Raw genomic sequence first — 21,140 nt, forward strand, 5'->3', positions numbered from 1 at the left:
GATTAGAGATCGAAATCGCCAAACTCAGCACCATCAACTTCGTTATCTATCTGGCCAACCAGATACGAGCTGATTTCAGACTCCTGCGGCGCTACCTGCACATTGTCAGACACCAGCCAGGCGTTAATCCAGGGGATAGGGTTCTGAGTAGTGCTGAAACGGGCTTTTAAGCCGACGGCTTGCATCCGGCTATTGGTGATGTATTCAACATACTGACATAAGATATCTTTATTCAGGCCAATCATCGAACCGTCTTTAAACAGATACTGAGCCCAGTCTTTTTCCTGCTCTGCAGCCTTCAGGAAAATAGCGTAGGCTTGCTCTTCGCATTCTTTGGCTATTTCAGCCAGTTCCGGGTCATCTTCGCCAGCCGCCATAATATTTAGAATATGCTGGGTACCGGTAAGATGCAGTGCTTCATCTCGGGCAATCAGCTTAATAATTTTAGCGTTGCCTTCCATCAGTTCTCGTTCAGCAAAAGCAAAACTACAGGCGAAACTAACGTAAAACCGAATGGCTTCCAGCACATTGACTGACAGCATGCACAGGTATAAACGTTTTTTCAGCTCGCGCAGGGTAATACTTTGTGTCTGGTCATTGATCTGATGATCGCCTTCACCACAGCGCTGATACAGGTTAATGCCGTCAATCAGGCTATCGTAGTAACGGGTAACATCATCGGCGCGCTCCAGAATCTTTTCATTTAGCATAATGTCGTCAAACACTTTATGCGGCTCGGAGGTTATATTGCGGACAATATGGGTGTAACTACGGCTATGGATAGTTTCGCTGAATGCCCAGGTTTCAATCCAGGTTTCCAATTCAGGAATCGAGACTATTGGCAAAAATGCCACGTTGGGCGAGCGGCCCTGCACCGAGTCAAGCAAGGTCTGATATTTCAGATTGCTAAGAAAAATATGTTTTTCATGATCTGGCAGATTCTGGAAATCTATCCGATCTTTACTAACGTCAATTTCTTCAGGCCGCCAGAAGAAGCTCAGTTGTTTTTCAATCAGCTTTTCAAAAATAGGGTACTTTTGCTGATCATAACGTGACACATTGACAGCATTACCAAAGAACATCGGCTCTTTCAGTTGATTGTTAATTTCGCGATTAAAAGTGGTATACGCCATTGCTGTAAATATCCTGATTAAAAACCTGTCGTTACTACGCTCCGTTGTAGCGGAGCGATGACTTTTTCCGTGTTAAATTTTGCAGGCCCCGCCGGCACAGCCGTCGTCTTCCTGCTCAGGTTTAATATCTTCCTGCATATCTGCTGCACCATCACGGGTGTTATGGTAGTACATGGTTTTTACCCCCAGCTTATATGCGGTAAGCAGGTCTTTTAATAACAGCTTCATCGGTACCCGGCCACCATCGAATTTATTCGGATCATAATTGGTATTGGCCGAAATGGTCTGGTCGACAAACTTCTGCATAATCGCCACCAGGCTCAGGTAGCCATCATTTGACGGGATATCCCACAGCAGTTCGTACTGGTGCTTTAAGCGCTCATATTCAGGCACCACTTGCTTTAAAATCCCGTCTTTACTGGCTTTAACACTGATATGACCGCGCGGCGGTTCAATGCCGTTGGTTGCATTAGATATTTGCGACGAGGTTTCTGATGGCATCAGCGCAGATAACGTCGAGTTACGCAGGCCAAATTGCAGAATATCTTTGCGCAATTGCTCCCAGTTTAACTGCAGCGGCTCGGCACACACTTTGTCTAAATCTTTTTTGTAGCTGTCGATAGGTAAGATACCTTCGGCATAGGTGGTTTCATTAAATTTAGGGCAGGGGCCTTGCTCCTGCGCCAGCTTGTTGGACGCTTTTAACAGATAATACTGAATCGCCTCAAAAGTGCGGTGGGTTAAACCGTTAGCCGAGCCGTCCGAATATTTAACACCGTTTTTCGCCAGATAATACGCGTAGTTAATTACCCCAACACCCAGAGTGCGACGGCTGATTGACGCATGGTAAGCTGCCGGAATAGGGTAATCCTGATAATCCAGCAGGCTGTCCAGCGATCGCACTGCCAGCTCGGCTAACTCTTCCAGTTCATTCAGTTCGGTTATCGCGCCTAAGTTAAAGGCCGATAAGGTACAGAGCGCAATTTCACCGTTCGGATCGTTAACATGCTCCAGTGGCTTAGTTGGCAGGGCAATTTCCAGACACAGATTACTTTGCCTAACCGGTGCCAGTTTCGGATTAAACGGGCTATGAGTATTACAGTGGTCAACGTTCTGCAGATAAATACGGCCGGTACTGGCCCGTTCCTGCATAAACAGGGTAAACAGTTCTAACGCTTTAATGCGCTTTTTACGGATGCTGCTGTCTGCTTCATATTTTACATACAACTTATCAAACTGTTCCTGATCCTGGAAAAACGCATCATATAAGCCTGGTACATCTGATGGACTAAACAGGGTAATGTAGTCATCCTTAATTAACCGGGTATACATCAGCCGGTTAAACTGCACACCATAATCTAAATGGCGTACCCGGTTCTCTTCCACACCGCGGTTGTTTTTCAGTACCAGCAGTGACTCAACCTCTAAATGCCACAATGGGAAGAACAAGGTTGCCGCACCACCGCGCACGCCGCCTTGTGAGCAGCTTTTAACGGCCGTCTGAAAATGTTTATAGAAAGGAATACAACCGGTATGGAAGGCTTCGCCATTGCGGATCGGGCTACCCAGGGCGCGAATGCGACCCGCATTAATCCCAATACCGGCACGCTGCGACACATACTTAACAATGGCGCTGGACGTGGCATTGATCGAATCCAGGCTGTCGCCACATTCAATTAATACGCAGGAACTAAACTGACGGGTAGGGGTGCGAACGCCTGACATAATAGGTGTCGGCAGTGATAATTTGAACATCGATGTCGCATCGTAAAAACGGCGGACAAAGTCTAATCGGGTGCTTTTCGGATAATTAGCAAACAGACAGGCCGCCACCAGAATATATAAAAACTGGGCGCTTTCGTAAATTTCACCGCTTACCCGGTTTTGCACCAGATACTTACCTTCCAGCTGCTTAACGGCAGCATAACTAAAGTTCAAATCACGACCATGATCGATAAAACCATTTATGGTTTCCAACTCTTCCCGGCTATAGTCGGCAAGAATATGTTGATCGTAACGCCTGGCTTCCACCATTTTGACCAGATGATCATATAAATGTGGTGGCTCAAACTGGCCATAAGCTTTTTTACGCAAGTGAAATACAGCTAGCCTGGCAGCCAGGTACTGATAATCGGGGCTGTCTTTTGAAATCAGGTCGGCAGCGGCTTTAATGATAGTTTCGTGAATATCAGCCGACTTAATCCCATCGTAAAACTGAATATGAGACTTAAGTTCAACCTGAGATACTGACACATTATGCAGGCCTTCGGCGGCCCAGGTAATGACCCGGTGAATTTTATCTAAATCGAGAGGTTCACGGCGTCCGTCACGTTTGGTGACAAAGAGATTTTGCGTCATCGCTGAAGAGTTCCGTTTCAATAGTTATTATTAACTGACAGCCCGTTAGCGCACGGCCCATTACACGCACCTGCTTGCTGGCGTTTTGCACAACATATAGGTGTAAATTAAAAACTGATCACAAGATAGTGTGGATTGGATGCTTTTGCAAGGGCGCAATTTGCTGGAAAAAAAACCGCATTTGTGGTCTGTTAGTAGCTACTAACCTGTTAGCGCCTGTCACAGAAATAGCATAAATGAAGCAAGCTTTTTCTTGGTTATAAAATTATTTGTTCTAAGCAGCTGCTTTTAAGCGCAACTGGCTATTTGACAAGCGTCAGTGGAGCCACCAACGCTATTTATCAGCTTAGCCAGGTTTTATTCTGGTTTACGCGCCACCACAAAATAGTTGACGTCTAAACCAGGTCCGGTTTTAAAACTGTTATTCAATGGGTTAAAGTGCAGGCCAGTCGCATCAACCAGTTCCAGGCCCGCCTGCTCGATATCACGCATTAATTGCGACGGGCGGATAAACTTGCTGAACTGATGCGTGCCTCTGGGCACCAGCCTTAGTATATATTCAGCACCTACTATCGCCATGGCATACGCTTTAACCGTTTTATTAATGGTAGAGAAAAACAGTAAGCCACCGGGTTTGGCTAAATCGGTACACGCCTGTATCACAGACGCAGGTTCCGGCACATGCTCCAGCATTTCCATACAGGTAACAATATCAAATGCTGCCGCCTGACTGGCAGCAAAAGCCTCGGCGGTACTTTGTAGATAACTGATGCTAACCCCAGTTTCAAGTGCGTGTAATCTGGCAACAGCCAGGGCATCGTCAGCCATATCAATACCCGTCACTTGCGCGCCGCTGCGCGCCAGGCTTTCGGCCAGAATACCACCGCCACAACCTACATCGACTATGGCTTTGCCAAATACACCGCCAGCGATATCGCTGATATAGCCTAACCGTGTTGGGTTTAACAGGTGCAATGGTTTGAATTCGCCACTTTCGTCCCACCAGCGCGAGGCAATATCATTAAATTTTGCAATTTCAGCTGGATCAACATTTGTATTTTGTGTCATGGTTCTGGCCTTAAAAATTTTTGCCATTATAAAGCCTTGATCTGTTTCAGCAAATAGCAGACAGTTTTTGGCATGCATAACAGGCATGGCAACTGCCATTTTATGTGGTAGAATCCTGCGTTGTCTCGCGCTCTATAACATCGAAAAAAGCGAGTTATCTATCTGATTTAAGGGAAATTAGCGTTTTATGACAGATCTGGCCAAAGAAATAGTTCCGATTAATATCGAAGAGGAATTAAAAAACTCCTACCTCGATTACGCCATGAGCGTAATTGTTGGCCGGGCTTTACCTGACGTAAGGGACGGCTTAAAGCCTGTACACCGTCGCGTTCTGTTTGCCATGAAGGAACTCGGCAACGACTGGAACAAGGCTTATAAAAAGTCGGCCCGGGTAGTGGGTGACGTTATCGGTAAATACCACCCACATGGTGACAGTGCTGTATACGACACTATAGTCCGGATGGCTCAACCTTTTTCATTGCGTTATATGCTGGTTGATGGTCAGGGTAACTTCGGCTCTATCGATGGCGACTCTGCAGCAGCAATGCGTTATACCGAAGTCAGAATGGCGCGGATTGCCCATGAGTTACTGGCTGACCTGGATAAAGAAACTGTTGATTTTGTGCCTAACTATGATGGTACTGAGCAAATCCCGGCGGTATTACCTACTAAGATCCCTAACTTATTAATTAACGGCTCCTCCGGTATCGCCGTGGGCATGGCCACTAATATTCCGCCGCATAACTTAAATGAAGTTATCGATGGGTGTCTGGCTCTTATTGCTAACCCGGATATCGAACTGCATGAGTTAATGCAATTTATTCCTGGTCCGGACTTCCCGACTGCAGCCATTATTAATGGTCGAAAAGGCATTGAAGAAGCTTATCGTACCGGTCGTGGCAAGGTATATATCCGCAGCAAAACCTGTATCGAGACTGATGAGAAAACCGGTCGCGAGACCATTATCGTCAACGAATTACCGTACCAGGTTAATAAAGCCCGCTTAATTGAAAAAATTGCCGAGCTGGTAAAAGAAAAACGGATTGAAGGTATTTCAGCCCTACGCGATGAGTCTGATAAAGACGGCATGCGAATTGTAATCGAGCTGAAACGTGGTGAGTCATCAGATGTGATGCTAAACCAGTTGTACTCTAACACTCAGATGCAAACAGTGTTTGGTATTAACATGGTAGCACTGGACGACGGTCAGCCTAAATTGCTTAGCTTAAAGCAAATGCTGGAATGCTTTGTCCTGCACCGCCGTGAAGTGGTAACCCGCCGCACTGTTTACGACTTACGTAAAGCACGGGATCGCGCCCACATTCTGGAAGGCCTGGCGATTGCCCTGGCTAACATTGACGAAATTATTGACCTAATCAAAAATTCAAACAGCCCGGCTGAAGCGAAAGCTGGCCTGGTTGAACGTGGCTGGCAGTTAGGTGATGTCAGTGCCATGTTAGAGCGGGCTGGTGAAAATGCTGCCCGGCCAGAGTGGCTGGAAGAACATTTTGGTATTCGCGACAACCTGTATTTCTTAACTGAACAGCAAGCTCAGGCCATTCTTGATTTACGTCTGCATAAGCTAACCGGCTTAGAGCATGAAAAAATTCTGGATGAATACAAACAGCTGTTAGAGTTAATTGCCGAATTGCTGCATATTCTGGCTAGCCCGGAACGTTTGATGGAAGTAATCTGCGAAGAATTGGAAGCGGCTAAAGCCCAGTATGGCGATGCCCGTCGCACCGATATCCAGGACAATATGCTGGATATCAATATGGAAGACTTAATTACCGAAGAAGATGTGGTAGTAACCCTGTCACACCTTGGCTATGCCAAGTATCAGCCATTGTCTGATTACGAAGCCCAGCGCCGCGGCGGTAAAGGTAAAGCAGCCACCACGGTTAAAGACGAAGACTTTGTCGATAAACTGCTGGTTGCCAGCACCCATGACACCATCTTGTGTTTCTCTAACCGCGGCCGGCTGTACTGGATGAAAGTTTATCAGTTGCCACTGGCCAGCAGAACTGCGCGTGGTAAGCCCATCGTCAACCTGCTGCCATTGGAGCAGGGCGAGCGGATTAACGCTATTTTACCGGTTCGTGAATACGAAGAAGGTAAATATGTTTTCATGGCAACCGCTAACGGTACTGTGAAGAAAACTGCGCTTACTGATTACTCACGGCCACGGGCAAACGGCATTATTGCCGTGAACCTGAATGAGGGCGATCATCTGATTGGTGTTGATATTACTGATGGCAGCAATGAAATTATGCTGTTCTCTGATGACGGTAAAGTGGTGCGCTTTACCGAAGATCAGGTTCGGGGTATGGGACGCACCGCGACCGGCGTGCGCGGTATCCGCTTACGTGAAGGCGGCTCCGTCGTTTCATTGATCATTCCGAAAGGTGATGGCGCAGTACTGACCGTTACTGAAAACGGTTATGGTAAACGGACAGCGTTAACCGAGTACCCAGCGAAGAGCCGGGCGACCCAGGGCGTAGTATCGATTAAAGTATCAGAGCGCAACGGTCTGGTAGTCGGGGCGGTACAGGTAAGTGAAACCGATGAAATCATGATGATTTCAAACCGGGGCACTCTGGTACGAACCCGGGTAAAAGAAGTGTCCGAAGTTGGCCGTAACACCCAGGGCGTTATTCTGATCCGCACTCAGGAACAGGAGAAAGTAGTTGGGGTGGCGAAAGTCGATGAAATTCAGGAGCAAGAACTGCCACATGATGCAGAGGGTGAAGCAGTAGCGGCAGACGCTACAGATAGCAGCAACAGTGCTGATGTCGCCGGCCCGGATCTGCAGGATAGCCAGCTGGCTCAGGATAACGATACTGAGCAGTCATAACTCATCCGAAAACGGGCGCAGTAGCGCTCGTTTTTTTTAGCCTGTTTTTAATAATGACTAATTTAAATAGTTGAGAGTAGTAATAAATGACCACCTTTAATTTTTGTGCCGGCCCGGCCATGTTACCAACAGCAGTGATGCAACAGGCGCAGCAAGAGTTCATCAACTGGCAGCAGCAGGGTTGTTCGGTAATGGAAATCAGCCACCGTAGTAAGCCGTTTATTAAGGTTGCGGCAGAAGCTGAGCAAGACCTCCGTGATTTACTGAATATTCCAGCCAATTATAAAGTGCTGTTTATGCACGGTGGTGGCCGTGGTCAGTTCTCCGCGGTGCCGCTTAACCTGTTTAACGCAAACGCTAATGCCGGTAAAACCAATGCTGATTACGTTATTTCCGGTGCCTGGTCGAAGGCAGCCGTAGAGGAAGGACACAAATACGGTAAGCTGAACGTTCTGGATATTCGCCATAAAACGGCAGAGGGCCTGCGGAGCATTACCGCACCTGAGCAGTGGCAACTCAACAGCAACGCAGCCTTTGTCCATTGTTGCCCGAATGAAACCGTTGATGGCATCGAATTTACCGGTCTGCCGCAAACTGATGCGCCAATCGTGGCGGACTTATCTTCTACCATTTTGTCACGCCCGATTGATGTCAGTCGCTACGGGGTGATTTATGCCGGTGCCCAGAAAAACATTGGCCCTTCAGGTTTAACCCTGGCAATCGTGCGGGAAGATCTGCTGCCAGTGGCAAACGCTGCTATTCCGGCAGTACTGGACTACCGGTTGGCAGCAGAAAATGACAGCATGTTTAACACCCCGCCAACCTTTGCCTGGTATCTGGCAGGCCTGGTGTTTAAGTGGCTGAAACAGCAGGGTGGCGTAACCGAAATGGCAACGCGTAACCAAATTAAAGCCAGCTTACTTTATGATTATATTGATAAAAGCGACTTTTACAGTAATGACGTTGCTAAAAATTACCGTTCCTGGATGAATGTGCCATTTTTCCTGGCCGACGAGCGCCTGAACGATATGTTCGTTGAGCAGGCGCAGATACACGGTTTGCTTGCCTTAAAAGGCCATAGGATGGTCGGTGGCATGCGGGCCAGTATCTACAATGCGATGCCAGTTGAAGGCGTGCAAACGTTGGTTAGCTTTATGCAGGAATTTGAACGGGTAAACGGATGAAGACATTAACCTTAGAGCCCATTACAAAAATAGCCGGAGAAGTGCATTTACCGGGCTCAAAAAGCATTTCAAACCGGGTATTGTTATTATCAGCGCTGGCGAAAGGAACAACTCATATCACCAACTTGCTGGACAGCGATGATGTGCGGCATATGCTTAACGCGTTGACAGCACTGGGGGTAAGTTATCAATTGTCAGCCTGTCGCACTAAGTGCGAAGTACAGGGGATTGGTGGCTTGTTTCAGCAGCCACAAGCTATCACCCTGTTTCTTGGTAATGCCGGCACTGCCATGCGGCCACTGACCGCTGCGCTGGCGGCGTCACAGGTTGATGTCACGCTGACCGGTGAGCCGCGGATGTACGAGCGGCCGATTGGCCATCTGGTTGATGCCCTTAAGCAACTGCAGGCTGATATTCGTTATCTGGACAACGATAACTTTCCACCGCTCCAGATTAAGGGTAAAGCGTTACAAGGTGGTAAGGTTCAGATTGATGGCAGCATTTCCAGCCAGTTTTTAACCGCTATATTAATGGTAGCGCCACTACTTGCAGGCGATAGTGACATCGAAATTATTGGTGAGCTGGTGTCCAAACCTTATATCGATATTACTTTAGCGCTGATGCAACGCTTTGGGGTAGCAGTACAGAATATCGATTATCAGCGGTTTGTTATCTGCGGTGGTCAACAATATCAGTCCCCGGGCAACTGGTTAGTCGAAGGTGATGCATCCTCTGCTTCTTATTTCCTGGCAGCAGCGGCCATTAAAGGTGGCAGCATTAAAGTGACGGGGATAGGCAAACATGCGGTGCAGGGCGATATTCATTTTGCCGATGCACTGGAAGCAATGGGCGCCAACGTGGAATGGGGCGATGACTACATCATGGTAACGCGTAATTCACTGACAGGTATAGATCGTGATTATAACGCCATTCCTGACGCCGCCATGACCATTGCTACAACGGCCTTATTTGCCAGGGGGCCGACCGTAATCCGCAACGTATATAACTGGCGGGTTAAAGAGACCGACCGTTTAGCTGCGATGGCAACCGAGCTTAGAAAAGTTGGGGCTGAGGTGGAAGAAGGCTATGATTACCTGAAAATCACTCCGCCTGAGCAATTAAAGCACGCCAGTATCGCCACCTATAATGATCATAGAATGGCAATGTGTTTTTCACTGGTGGCGCTAAGTGATACACCGGTGACTATCGAAGATCCGGATTGCACAGCCAAAACCTTCCCCGGCTATTTTGCTCTGTTTCAAAGCCTGCAAGGCTGAATTATCTAATCTGAAAACAGGCGCAGTCATTCTGGCTGCGCCTTAGCCAGCATCTTTATCGCAACTAAACACAGCTTTTGTCGCAAAAACCTGTATAATATGGCGGTTTTAAAATTTGAATTAGCAAATTAATGCTCGTTAGGAGGTAGGATGCCGCAACATGCCCCAGTAATTACCATTGATGGCCCGGGAGGCTCAGGTAAAGGCACGCTAAGCCGTTTACTGGCTCAGAAGTTAGGCTGGCAATTACTAGACAGTGGCGCTATCTACCGGGTGCTGGCACTGGCTGCGATGCATCATCAGATTGCTGCTGATGACGAAGAAGCATTACAACCACTTGCTGCACACCTGGATGTTCAGTTCAGTGCAGACGAGCAGGGTAATACCAGGGTAACGCTGGAAGGCGAAAATGTTTCGCACACTATTCGCACCCAAGAAGTTGCTGACGAAGCATCAAAAATAGCCTCGTTGCCACGGGTGCGTGAAGCGCTGTTACGCAGGCAGCGAGCCTTTGCCGAAGCACCAGGTCTGGTGGCGGATGGCCGTGATATGGGCACAGTGGTGTTCCCGCAGGCAGAAGTTAAAATATTTTTAACAGCTGACCCTGCAGAACGCGCCAACCGTAGATATTTAGAGTTGAAACAAAAGGGCCTGGATGTTAATATCGGCGACCTTTTGCGCGAAATCCAGGCGCGTGATGAGCGTGATATGAACCGGGCAGCAGCACCTTTAAAGCCTGCAACCGACGCATATATGCTGGATTCGACCAATAAACCAATTGAACAAGTGTTGGCAGAAGTACTTAACTACATCAATAGCAAGGCGCTACTGACTGCAGGATAAATACCAAAACAGCATTTTGGACAGCCGGTAACAAGGATTGTTGCTGGTAAACTTAGCAACCCCATAACGCATGATGCGAAGTGGAGCACTTAACTGAAAAAGTGACTATGACTGAAAATTTTGCACTATTATTTGAGGAAAGCCTCAAGACCATCGAAACCCGCCCGGGTGCCATTGTTAAAGGTACCGTTGTTGCTATTCTGAAAGACGTTGTTATGGTTGACGCCGGTCTTAAATCAGAAGCTGCGATCCCTGTTGAGCAGTTCAAATCGCTGAGCGGTGAAATCGAAGTTAGCGTTGGCGACATCATCGACGTAGCGTTAGATGCTATTGAAGATGGTTTCGGTGAGACCTTATTATCTCGTGAAAAAGCTAAGCGCCATGAGGCCTGGGTTCGCCTGGAAAAAGCTTGCGAAGATAAAGAAACTGTTATCGGTGTTATCACTGGTAAAGTTAAAGGTGGTTTTACGGTTGAAGTCGACGGTATTCGTGCCTTCCTGCCAGGTTCATTAGTAGATGTGCGTCCGGTACGTGACACCTTACACCTGGAAAACAAAGAACTTGAATTCAAAGTTATCAAACTGGATCAAAAGCGTAACAACGTGGTTGTTTCACGTCGTGCCGTGATCGAGTCAGAAAGCAGCCAGGAACGTGATCAGCTGTTAGAAACTTTAGAAGAAGGCATGGAAGTTAAAGGTATCGTTAAGAACCTGACTGACTACGGTGCTTTCGTTGATTTAGGCGGCGTAGACGGCTTACTGCATATCACTGATATGGCATGGAAGCGCGTTAAGCACCCAAGCGAAATTGTAAATGTTGGCGACGAAATTCCAGTAAAAGTACTGAAATTTGACCGCGAGAAGCAACGTGTATCATTAGGCTTGAAGCAAATGGGTGAAGATCCATGGGCCGCTATTGCCTCACGTTACCCTGAAGGTGCCCGCATCACTGGTCGCGTAACCAATTTAACTGACTACGGCTGCTTCGTGGAAATCGAAGAAGGCGTGGAAGGTCTGGTTCACGTTTCAGAAATGGATTGGACGAACAAAAACATTCACCCATCTAAAGTGGTTAACTTAGGTGACTCTGTTGAAGTTATGGTTTTAGAAATTGACGAAGAACGTCGTCGTATTTCTTTAGGCCTGAAACAGTGTAAAGCTAACCCATGGGAAGAGTTTGCCAAAGGCTTTAACAAAAATGATCGCGTAAGCGGTAAGATCAAGTCAATCACTGACTTTGGTATCTTCATCGGCTTAGACGGCGGCATTGATGGCCTGGTTCACTTATCTGATATCAGCTGGAACGCTACTGGTGAAGAAGCGGTACGTGAGTTCAAGAAAGGCGACGAAGTACACGCAGTTGTGTTACAAGTTGACCCAGAGCGCGAGCGTATTTCTTTAGGTATCAAACAACTGGATGAAGATCCGTTCAATGGTTACCTTGCTGACAACAAAAAAGGTGCTATCGTTAAAGGTGAAGTTACTGCCGTTGACGCAAAAGGCGCTACTGTGATGTTAGAAGGTGCTGTAGAAGGTTACATCCGGGTTTCTGATATCGCGCGTGAGCGGATTGAAGATGCCTCTGCAGTATTGAAAGTAGGCGAAGAAGTTGAAGCTCGTTTAATGGGTGTTGATCGCAAGAACCGCGTAATCAGCCTGTCAATCAAAGCGAAATTCGAAGCTGAAGAAAAAGAAGCTATGGATACCGTTAATACCAAGCAGCAAGAAGCTGATTTCGGTGGTAACGCTATGGCCGAAGCATTTAAAGCTGCTCAGAAGCAGGATTAATTGCTAGCAAAGCAGGGGGCATCTGCCCCTTGCTTTATTATTTGGGTTTTGCAGGAGGGTCTATGACCAAGTCTGAATTGATTGAAAAATTAGCAACCGATTTCCCGCATATTCAAGTCAAGGATGTCGAAGCATCTGTTAAAGAGATTCTGGAACAGATGGCCCAGTCACTATCGTCGAATGAACGTATTGAAATTCGCGGTTTTGGCAGCTTCTCACTGCACTATCGTGCTCCCCGTATTGGTCGCAATCCTAAAACCGGTGATAAAGTAGAATTAGACGGTAAATACGTCCCTCACTTTAAGCCAGGTAAAGAATTACGCGATCGGGTAAAAGATAATACCTGATCCCTAATCAGGTCAATTGCAGTACACGGAGAGTCTTTTGAGCAGATTACTGTATCTGATACTGATTATTGCTTTTCTGATAGTAGGTTTTGTGTTTGGTGCAATTAACCAGCAACTAACCGATGTCCATTTTCTTGTTGTAAAACTGCAGTTACGCGTTGTTGATCTTGCCATTATTTTTCTGATAACCGGCGTGCTGTTAGGACTAATAATTGCTGCCTGGCTAAGTATGGCACGTCGCACTAAAAACTGGCTTAAACCCACCGCAGAGAAAACCTGACTTTTATGTTGGAATTGCTATTTTTGTTACTACCTGTTGCTGCCGCTTACGGCTGGTTTATGGGTAGAAATAGCGTTAAACATACTGAATTGAAAGACCGCGCCAGCGTTACCCGTAATCTTTCCTCTGGTCTTAACTTTTTGCTGACAGATCAAGAAGACAAGGCTATTGAGCAGTTACTGGAATTATTGGATATTGAAGCGGCCACAATCGAAACCTATTTAGCCCTGGCAAATCTGTTTCGGCGCAAGGGTGATTGGGACAAGGCAATTCGTATCCATGAAAAACTCTATCAATTAAAGTTAGCAAAACCACAAGCCCAACAAATTCAGTATGAACTGGCGAAAGATTACTTTTCTGCCGGTTTGTATGACAGAGCCGAGAGCCTGGCTACGCCATTAGTTAACACCACACGCTGGCGGGAGCCGGCATTAAAACAACTATTCAGTATTTTCACCGCCAGCCACGATTGGCATAAAGCGTTAGCGCTGGAAGCAGAAGTAAGCAACAGCCAGTCACGTTCTCTGAAAATAGCCTTGGCAAATATGGCTGTAGAAGCGATGCAGGATCAACCTGATATTTTGCGTCTGCGGCAGTTAATTGATAGTAATCCGCTGGCGATCCGGCCGCGCTTTGCATTAGCAAAATTTTATCTGGCAGCAGAGCAGGGAGCACAGGCAAAAGAGCCGCTTCTTAGCATTATTAAGCAAAAACCGCAGTGGAGTGCAGAAGTACTGCCGATGTTACAGCAGTGTGAGTTCAGTGGTGATCAGTGGTATCAGTTGCTTAGCCAGTTGGCAAATAAACAACATAATGTTACGGCCAGTAGTTTGCTGGCAGACTGGCTGGCTGAACATGGTTCAGCTAAAGCGGCTGAACAATTTTTACTGGATAAACTGCAGCAGCAACCTAGTATCCGCTTATTCCAGAAACTGTTACAAGTACGCCAGCATCAATCAACCGCCGCGGCTGAAGCCTTGTTTTCAGTGGAAGAACTGGTACAGGCTTATCTGGCAAATAAAGTGCTATACAGTTGCCGCAATTGCGGTTTTAAGACCCGTCAGCAATACTGGTTATGTCCATCTTGTCAGCAATGGGAGACAGTAGAGCCAATTACCGGCATTGACGGCCGCTAGTTATTTACCTGCATAGAAGGAACACTAATGTCTTGTACAACACCCGTTGTGGTCGCGCTTGATTATGCCAATCAGACTGAAGCACTTAATTTAGTGGCTCAGCTCGATCCAACTTTGTGCCGTTTAAAAGTTGGTAAGGAAATGTTTACTCATTTCGGCCCTGCTTTTGTAGCCGAGTTACAGCAACGCAAGTTTGAAGTTTTTCTCGATCTTAAATTTCATGATATCCCTAACACGGTAGCAAAGGCGGTGCAGGCTGCGGCAGACCTTGGAGTGTGGATGGTTAATGTTCATGCCAGCGGCGGTACAAAGATGATGACGGCTGCCAGAGAAGCATTACAGCGCTATGGAATTAATAAACCAAAACTTATTGCCGTAACCGTGCTGACCAGTATGGAGCAGAGCGATTTGACGGAAATGGGTATCAGCCTCAGTCCGGCACAGCAGGTGCAAAAACTTGCCGCTCTGGCCGCAGCGAGCGGCTTAGACGGTGTAGTATGCTCTGCGCAGGAAGCGGTTGCATTAAAACAACAATTTGGTAATAATTTTCAATTAGTTACTCCTGGGATCCGCCCTGCTAGTAGCAGCGCTGATGATCAGAAGCGGATTATGACACCGGCGGCGGCAATTAAAGCCGGGGTAGATTATCTGGTAATTGGCCGGCCAATCACCCAGGCCACATCACCATTAGTGGCATTACAAGCTGTCGTAAACGAAGTTATTAACGCCAGAACTTAGTATTTAATCACAACAGGAGGTTTTTTTGGATACGATAAACCTCTCTATTTTGATTGGCGGCTTATTATTTTTCGTCAGTATTATAGCCACGCTGATATCGGCGCGCTTAGGGGCGCCAATGCTGCTGATATTCCTTATTATCGGTATGATAGCTGGCGAAGATGGTATCGTCGGCATTCAGTTTGATGATCCACAAACTGCCTTTCTGATAGGCTCTATCGCCTTAGTTATTATTTTATTTGACGGTGGGATGCGCACCCATCCGGAACGTTTCCGGGTAGCACTGGCGCCAGCTTCCATGCTGGCAACGCTCGGAGTGGTGATCACTTGTGGAGTAGTGGGGCTATCAGCCGCTTATCTGCTTAACTTATCGCTGGTTGAAGGCCTGCTGCTTGGCGCTATTCTGAGTTCTACTGATGCTGCCGCAGTTTTTTCAATATTTCAGTCACAACGGCTTAGAATTAAACAGCGGGTAGCCTCGACCCTGGAAATTGAATCGGGTAGTAATGACCCGATGGCGGTTATGTTAACGCTGACCCTGGTAAGTGTGTTAGCGCAAGATACTAAACTGGACTGGGTAGTATTAATATCCTTTTTTCAGCAGGCGGTAGTCGGCGGCGCCATGGGATACGGGGCGGGGCGGGTGTTTGTATTTTTATGCCGCAAGCTGCCATTAAGTTTCGCCTTCTTCCCCTTGTTGGCTGTCGCCAGCAGCATCTTTATTTATGCCATTACTAACAGCTTTGGTGGCAGTGGTTTTTTAGCGGTATACCTGATGGGTTATCTGGTGGGCAATGCCAGATTACCGCAAATTATTCATATCCTGAGAATGCATGATGGTTTGGCCTGGATCAGCCAGATCAGCATGTTTCTGATGTTAGGCCTGTTAGTTGTCCCCAGTAATTTAAAAGAGCACTTGCTTGATGCTTTAATTCTGGCGGGCATTTTAATCTTTATCGCCAGGCCATTAGCAGTATTGATCAGTTTAATTCCATTCCGCTTTCCAATTAAAGACCAGATCTTTATCAGCTGGGTTGGTTTACGTGGCGCAGTGCCGATTATTCTGGCGTTGTTTCCATGGTTAGCCGGCGTGCCGAATCAACATTTATATTTCGATGTGGCTTTTGTGGTGGTGATCGTGTCGCTGGTTTTGCAAGGCTGGACGCTGGTACCGGTTGCCCGTTGGTTAAAGTTGGAAGTACCGGGAGAACTGGAGCCTGATCAGGCAATGCCACTTGATGCTATTCCCAGTAAAGATGTGATGGAAATACTGGCCTTTAATGTCGCTGAGCAATCGCCAATCCGTGGTGTTTGCTGGCAGGATTTAAAATTCAGCGTGCCGGTGCAATTTCTCGGCATTATCAGGGATGGTGAATGGCAGCTGCCTGATAAAGAGCCGGTATTTAACAGCCGTGATACGGTGATGGTGTTGGCAAAACTTAAAGACGTGAAAAAGATCAGTGAAGTGCTGGCCAGTGAAGCAGACAGTTCTGGTTTAAGTAACAGTAATTTCTTTGGTGACTTTGTCCTGAATGGCGAAGTGAGCCTGGCTGATTTAGACGCGTTTTATACCATCAACATGACTGATCAGGACAAGCAGCAAAGTTTGTCATCTTATATTAGCGAGCGGTTTCATCGCCGGGTGGTTATTGGTGACCAGGTAAGGCTCGACCAATTAGTTCTGACGGTACGCGAACTCGATGAAAATGGCCTGATTACCCAGGTTGGTATTAAAGCAGTTGAGCCCTGAGCATAATCAATCACTGTTAAATAGTTTGTGTTGCTGATAAGTTGATTGAGTACAACACAATACTGAAAGCTCCGCTGTTTTTATCTGCCAGCATGACACTGATTTGGCTGATATCAGCCAAATCTAGTACTGGTAAGTTCGTAACAAGCCGGCCACGATAGCGACCGTTAAAATCAGCAGCGGTAAAATAGTAACTCTGTTTATCTTTAGCGCTGCTAAAATCAGCAACATAAGCTACACCTTGCGGGATATATGGCGTTTTCAATCTTAACTGATATTGTCTGCCATCCGCTGCAACGTTTAGTTTAATACTATGGTAAGTACGCGCAGGTAATGCTGCTGCAAGTTTAAACTCTGCCGAGGCAAAGCCACCATTATTAGCTAATGATAAATTACCAAAGAACTGCAGGCCTACCGGATCGGATACCACTCTAACAGAGCCTGCTGAGCTTCCGCCCATAACAGTATCGTGCACAAGCTGCACCGTAGTAAAATGCTCAGCATTGTAAAACTCCAGCGTAACAGAACCTGGCAGTACATCAGTTGCTGGTTGCTTCATGGTTTCTGACTTAGCATTCATCGCAGCGATTCCAAATAACGTAAGTAAAACATAGCGTAAATAAGCTCGCATAATAAACTCCGCTAACCGGGCATTTAGCGGTTTATACGCTGAGTTTAAGGGTATAGATCGAAAGCAAACTAACAAAGCACTTAATAGCCTCGAATGGCTTAGCTTTAAATAGCTGTTAGCTTAGATTATCAGTTACGTAACCATTAAAGCATTTGTTACATGAAACAATTAGCGCTATAGTGTTTCATGTAACAAAATAGGAGACCAAAATGCCTAACACAGCAGAAAGAGTTCAGCAACACAGGGACCGCCTGAGAAGAGCTGGGTTGCGTCCAATACAAATCTGGGTGCCTGATACCCGGGGAGCAGGTTTTGCAGCGGAGTGCCGCAAACAGAGTCTTGCAATAGCCGAAAGTGACAGAGCAGACGTTCAGCTTACGGAGTTGATGGAAAAAGCATTAGAAAGCGTTGAGGGCTGGGAATGAAGCGTGGCGAGATAATCACAGTAACAGTGCAAGGAGATTACGGTAAGCCACGACCGGCATTAGTTATACAGTCTAACAACTTCGATAAGCACCCGAGCATCACGATTTTGCCAGTGACATCAAAAATCGTAGATGCTCCATTGATCCGATTAACACTGGAACCAAGCAAAAAAAATGGCTTGGTTAAGCAATCCCAGGTCATGATAGACAAAGCTACAACCATACCTCGTGAGAAAGCTGGTCAGCATATTGGTAACTTAGAGCACAAGCTGATGCTTGAAATCGACCGATGTTTAGCAGTGTTTTTGGGTATAGCCAAATGAATAATCAGCTTATAAGAACTAACGGAGAAAAGAAGCAGCTGGCCTCCAGAAATTCCTTGGAGATTGGTACTACAACCAGGTTAATACGATTGGCGCTTTGAAGATTAAAGGCCTATTTAATTAAGTTATAAATAGCCGCTAATGTATATTATGTTAAATTGGATTAATAGCCGATACTCCTAGCATCCCCCATCCTAAATTGTTGGGTAATATGCTTAAACCGTAAACTAAGGTTGCAGAGAACAAGGCAAAAATACCAGTTCCCCACCAATCGTATTTAGTTTTCTCATCATTCTTCCATTCACCGGTCAGGCGCATTTTAATCAACAGTAGAAGTGCAAGGACGATCGGTACCTGAAAGAAAAACACCGAGCGCCAGCCCCACAATTCCGTAAGCCAGCCTCCAACTGCTGGCGCAATGGTCAATCCAACATAAATACATGCTGCAGTGATCCCTAAAGCTGCCCCCCTTTTGTTAGAAGGGGTAACTGATGTAATGATTGCAACACCAGTACCAAATATCATCGACGCCGCAGCTCCTTGAACAAATCGCCAAAACAAGATCCACTCAATGCTGGAGCCAAGTCCACACATAAAAGAAGAGAAGGCGTTTAAGGCCAGGCCGTAAGCATAAATGCGCTTTCTTCCATAGTTGTCGGCTAATTTTCCAGCAGGCAGCATGAAGATTACACTGCTCAAGATAAATAGTGTCGGTAGCCACGAGACCATCTTGGCATTTGCCTGTAAATCAGCTGCCAAATCAGGAATCGCAATATTTACAGAAGCCATTCCCAGAGGCCCAATAATGGAGCCCAGACAGACAATAATTAAAGCGAATTTGGCGACCGCAGCGTTTTTACTGGAATTTTCAGGCACTGGCAAAAGAGGAAAAGTCCTTATGACAAGATTAGTTTTCGATCATACCCACGAAACAGTTTAAGTACATGGATAAATATCGATTGTAGTTAAAATAAAACGTCATTTATCCTAAAATCAAAATACATGATATGGTGATTACTATACTTTGATGGAGCAGGCTGTTAAGGCTTAAATCCGAACTGATGACCATAAAATGGCTACTTTTAACCCTGCTCTGCTGGCCGCTGTTGTTATGGCAAGGTAAGCGGGTACGCAAATTAGCATTGCGCTTGCCTGAAGCTGCCGGACGGCGCAGTGGGATGCTGGGCAGCGGCGAATCGCTCCGCTTATTGATATGTGGTGATTCGGCCGCAGCTGGTGTGGGTATTGAACAGCAACAACAAGCTTTCGCGGGGCAATTAGTTGAGTTACTGGCAAAGCAGTACCAGGTAAACTGGCAGCTTGCTGCGAAAACCGGGCTTGATAGCATTGGTTTAAACAACTTATTACACCAGCTTTACGCCCATAGTAATGCGGTTTACCGGCTAGATGTTGTTGTAGTATCGATTGGCGTAAATGATGTTACTGCACGTCGCAGCACGGCTGAGTTTCAACAGCAGATCAGAGCATTATTAACCAGACTGGCCACTGATTTTACCGATCCCTTTGTGTTATTTAGCCCTATACCACCCATGCAACACTTCACGGCTTTACCATCACCCCTTAATTCTTGGTTAGGTTTAAAAGCCCGTATGCTTAACCAGGCCATGGCTGCCGAATTACAGCACTGGCCAAAAGCCCAGATAGTTAATAGCGAGATTGCTTTAACAGCCGATCTGCTGGCAGCAGATGGCTTTCACCCCTCAGTCAAAGGTAGCGGCATCTGGGCACAGCTATTAGCTGAAGCTATCGTTAGTAAAACTTAGCTGAATTTAACGTTATTTCAAACAGTAAGTCGTTGCTATACTTATAATATTACAGGGCCTTGCGCCCTATCGTGGTAAACAGGATCTTACTATGTCCAAAACTGAACCTAAGCAGCCGCCCATCACATCTGAAAAACAGCAATCCCTCGCTGATACTGGCGTTCTGAAAGAGCTCACCCCTGCTGCAATTGCGCAAACTACAGTTAAACAACGGATGCTTTCCGGGCAACGGTCATTAGAAGTGGTACTGGATGATATTATTAGTCGCAGTGTTGATGACGCCGATGCTGAAACTATTGCCGATTTTAGCGCACAGTTCAGAGCAATTTTACAAGGTGCATCACCAGATGATATCGCGTTGCTCAGCAAGTCTTTACGGCTTGAGCATCTGAATAAACAGCCAACGCCTAGTATTGAGCTTGATACTGAGCGCTTTGCCAATGACAGTAACAGCCCCTACCCTTATAAAAACCGCTTACAGCGTAAAACATATGAAAAGCAGAAGTATGATTTACAGGTTGAGTTATTAAAGCTGCAACACTGGCTCAAGGATACCGGTACCCGCCTGATTGTGTTGTTTGAAGGCCGTGATGCAGCCGGCAAAGGTGGCACTATTAAACGTTTTATGGAACACCTTAACCCTCGTGGTGCGCGAGTGGTAGCTTTGGAAAAACCGACGCATGCTGAACAAGGGCAGTGGTATTTTCAGCGCTATGTTCAGCATTTACCTACGGCCGGCGAAATCGTCCTGTTTGACCGCTCCTGGTATAACCGCGCAGGCGTGGAACGGGTAATGAATTTTTGTACTGATCAGCAGTACAGTAACTTTATGCAGCAGGTGCCTGATTTTGAGAAAAGCCTCACTGACTCCGGGATCCATCTGATTAAGTTTTGGTTTTCGGTTAGCCGGGAAGAGCAAAAAAGACGTTTTCTGGAGCGGGAATCGCACCCACTCAAACAGTGGAAATTAAGCCCGGTTGACCGGGCCTCGCTTGACCGCTGGGATGACTATACCAAAGCAAAAGACGCGATGTTTGCCAAAACCAACAGCCAACATGCGCCCTGGATAGTGATTAAATCTGATTGTAAGAAACGTGCCCGCTTAAATGCTATGCGCTATGTTTTACAGCAGTTTCATTATGCCAACAAAGATTTTAAGCGATTAGGTACGCTTGACCCATTGATTATTGGTGGCGTCACCGTTGGTAACTAACACTAAGTA

The 21,140-nt window shown here is 46.5% G+C and carries 19 protein-coding genes; 14 read left to right on the forward strand and 5 right to left on the reverse strand.

Translation table 11 applies throughout. The features are described from left to right. Window positions 1-2 precede the first annotated feature (2 nt). The 3 genes from nrdB to ubiG form a co-directional block, all read right to left on the reverse strand. Complete coding sequence (gene nrdB / locus H141_RS0100370) at window positions 3-1,133, reverse strand: class Ia ribonucleoside-diphosphate reductase subunit beta (protein WP_019674255.1); 1,131 nt, start codon at window positions 1,131-1,133, stop codon at window positions 3-5. Between the two features lie 72 nt (window positions 1,134-1,205). Continuing rightward, complete coding sequence (nrdA, locus tag H141_RS0100375; RefSeq protein ID WP_019674256.1) at window positions 1,206-3,491, reverse strand: class 1a ribonucleoside-diphosphate reductase subunit alpha; 2,286 nt, start codon at window positions 3,489-3,491, stop codon at window positions 1,206-1,208. A gap of 357 nt (window positions 3,492-3,848) precedes the next feature. After that, a complete protein-coding gene (gene ubiG, locus H141_RS0100380; RefSeq protein ID WP_026349124.1) occupies window positions 3,849-4,559 on the reverse strand; it encodes a bifunctional 2-polyprenyl-6-hydroxyphenol methylase/3-demethylubiquinol 3-O-methyltransferase UbiG in 711 nt (236 codons plus the stop codon). A gap of 187 nt (window positions 4,560-4,746) precedes the next feature. Here ubiG and gyrA point away from each other — a divergent pair, with 187 nt between their 5' ends. The 10 genes from gyrA (at window position 4,747) to H141_RS0100430 (ending at window position 16,755) form a co-directional block, all read left to right on the forward strand. Continuing rightward, a complete protein-coding gene (gyrA, locus tag H141_RS0100385; protein WP_019674258.1) occupies window positions 4,747-7,413 on the forward strand; it encodes a DNA topoisomerase (ATP-hydrolyzing) subunit A in 2,667 nt (888 codons plus the stop codon). An 86-nt stretch (window positions 7,414-7,499) separates the two neighbouring features. After that, window positions 7,500-8,597: a 3-phosphoserine/phosphohydroxythreonine transaminase gene (gene serC / locus H141_RS0100390; RefSeq protein WP_019674259.1), complete on the forward strand. Its 1,098-nt coding sequence runs from the start codon at window positions 7,500-7,502 to the stop codon at window positions 8,595-8,597. Beyond that, entirely contained in the window at window positions 8,594-9,874 is a 1,281-nt protein-coding gene (gene aroA, locus H141_RS0100395; protein WP_019674260.1) for a 3-phosphoshikimate 1-carboxyvinyltransferase, read from the forward strand. The genes serC and aroA overlap by 4 nt, the downstream gene beginning before the upstream one ends. 150 nt (window positions 9,875-10,024) lie before the next feature. Beyond that, window positions 10,025-10,717 carry a (d)CMP kinase gene (cmk, locus tag H141_RS0100400; RefSeq protein WP_019674261.1) on the forward strand — a complete coding sequence of 231 codons (693 nt, stop codon included), beginning with the start codon at window positions 10,025-10,027 and terminating at the stop codon, window positions 10,715-10,717. A 107-nt stretch (window positions 10,718-10,824) separates the two neighbouring features. Further along, window positions 10,825-12,504 (forward strand): 30S ribosomal protein S1, encoded by a 1,680-nt coding sequence (gene rpsA / locus H141_RS0100405; RefSeq protein ID WP_026349125.1) that lies wholly within the window; start codon window positions 10,825-10,827, stop codon window positions 12,502-12,504. 62 nt (window positions 12,505-12,566) lie between these two features. Continuing rightward, window positions 12,567-12,851, forward strand: coding sequence for an integration host factor subunit beta (ihfB, locus tag H141_RS0100410; RefSeq protein WP_019674263.1), 285 nt, complete (start codon window positions 12,567-12,569; stop codon window positions 12,849-12,851). Between the two features lie 37 nt (window positions 12,852-12,888). Then, on the forward strand, window positions 12,889-13,131 hold the full coding sequence (locus H141_RS0100415; RefSeq protein ID WP_019674264.1) for a LapA family protein: 243 nt from the start codon (window positions 12,889-12,891) through the stop codon (window positions 13,129-13,131). A 59-nt stretch (window positions 13,132-13,190) separates the two neighbouring features. Beyond that, on the forward strand, window positions 13,191-14,267 hold the full coding sequence (locus tag H141_RS0100420; protein ID WP_240473069.1) for an N-acetylglucosaminyl transferase: 1,077 nt from the start codon (window positions 13,191-13,193) through the stop codon (window positions 14,265-14,267). 27 nt (window positions 14,268-14,294) lie between these two features. Further along, window positions 14,295-15,005: an orotidine-5'-phosphate decarboxylase gene (gene pyrF, locus H141_RS0100425; protein WP_026349126.1), complete on the forward strand. Its 711-nt coding sequence runs from the start codon at window positions 14,295-14,297 to the stop codon at window positions 15,003-15,005. Between the two features lie 25 nt (window positions 15,006-15,030). After that, window positions 15,031-16,755 (forward strand): potassium/proton antiporter, encoded by a 1,725-nt coding sequence (locus H141_RS0100430; protein WP_026349127.1) that lies wholly within the window; start codon window positions 15,031-15,033, stop codon window positions 16,753-16,755. 16 nt (window positions 16,756-16,771) lie between these two features. Here H141_RS0100430 and H141_RS19645 read toward each other — a convergent pair whose 3' ends face one another. Then, complete coding sequence (locus H141_RS19645) at window positions 16,772-17,386, reverse strand: CIA30 family protein (protein WP_019674268.1); 615 nt, start codon at window positions 17,384-17,386, stop codon at window positions 16,772-16,774. Between the two features lie 209 nt (window positions 17,387-17,595). Between H141_RS19645 and H141_RS0100440 the strand changes: the two genes are divergently transcribed. Both H141_RS0100440 and H141_RS0100445 read left to right on the forward strand, forming a co-directional pair. Next, on the forward strand, window positions 17,596-17,811 hold the full coding sequence (locus tag H141_RS0100440) for an antitoxin MazE family protein (RefSeq protein ID WP_019674269.1): 216 nt from the start codon (window positions 17,596-17,598) through the stop codon (window positions 17,809-17,811). Then, window positions 17,808-18,134 (forward strand): type II toxin-antitoxin system PemK/MazF family toxin, encoded by a 327-nt coding sequence (locus H141_RS0100445; protein ID WP_019674270.1) that lies wholly within the window; start codon window positions 17,808-17,810, stop codon window positions 18,132-18,134. The genes H141_RS0100440 and H141_RS0100445 overlap by 4 nt, the downstream gene beginning before the upstream one ends. A 153-nt stretch (window positions 18,135-18,287) precedes the next feature. On the opposite strand, the gene H141_RS19650 is transcribed toward H141_RS0100445, so the two are convergent. Continuing rightward, a complete protein-coding gene (locus H141_RS19650) occupies window positions 18,288-19,010 on the reverse strand; it encodes an MFS transporter (protein ID WP_240473076.1) in 723 nt (240 codons plus the stop codon). Window positions 19,011-19,195: 185 nt separating this feature from the next. On the opposite strand from H141_RS19650, the gene H141_RS0100455 reads away from it, so the two are divergent. Together H141_RS0100455 and ppk2 are read left to right on the forward strand one after the other, a co-directional pair. Continuing rightward, on the forward strand, window positions 19,196-19,918 hold the full coding sequence (locus H141_RS0100455) for an SGNH/GDSL hydrolase family protein (protein WP_019674273.1): 723 nt from the start codon (window positions 19,196-19,198) through the stop codon (window positions 19,916-19,918). A 91-nt stretch (window positions 19,919-20,009) separates the two neighbouring features. Then, window positions 20,010-21,131 carry a polyphosphate kinase 2 gene (gene ppk2, locus H141_RS0100460; RefSeq protein WP_019674274.1) on the forward strand — a complete coding sequence of 374 codons (1,122 nt, stop codon included), beginning with the start codon at window positions 20,010-20,012 and terminating at the stop codon, window positions 21,129-21,131. The last annotated feature ends 9 nt before the right edge of the window (window positions 21,132-21,140 follow it).

This window comes from Arsukibacterium perlucidum DSM 18276 (assembly GCF_000382165.1).
Classification (GTDB): domain Bacteria; phylum Pseudomonadota; class Gammaproteobacteria; order Enterobacterales; family Alteromonadaceae; genus Alishewanella; species Alishewanella perlucidum.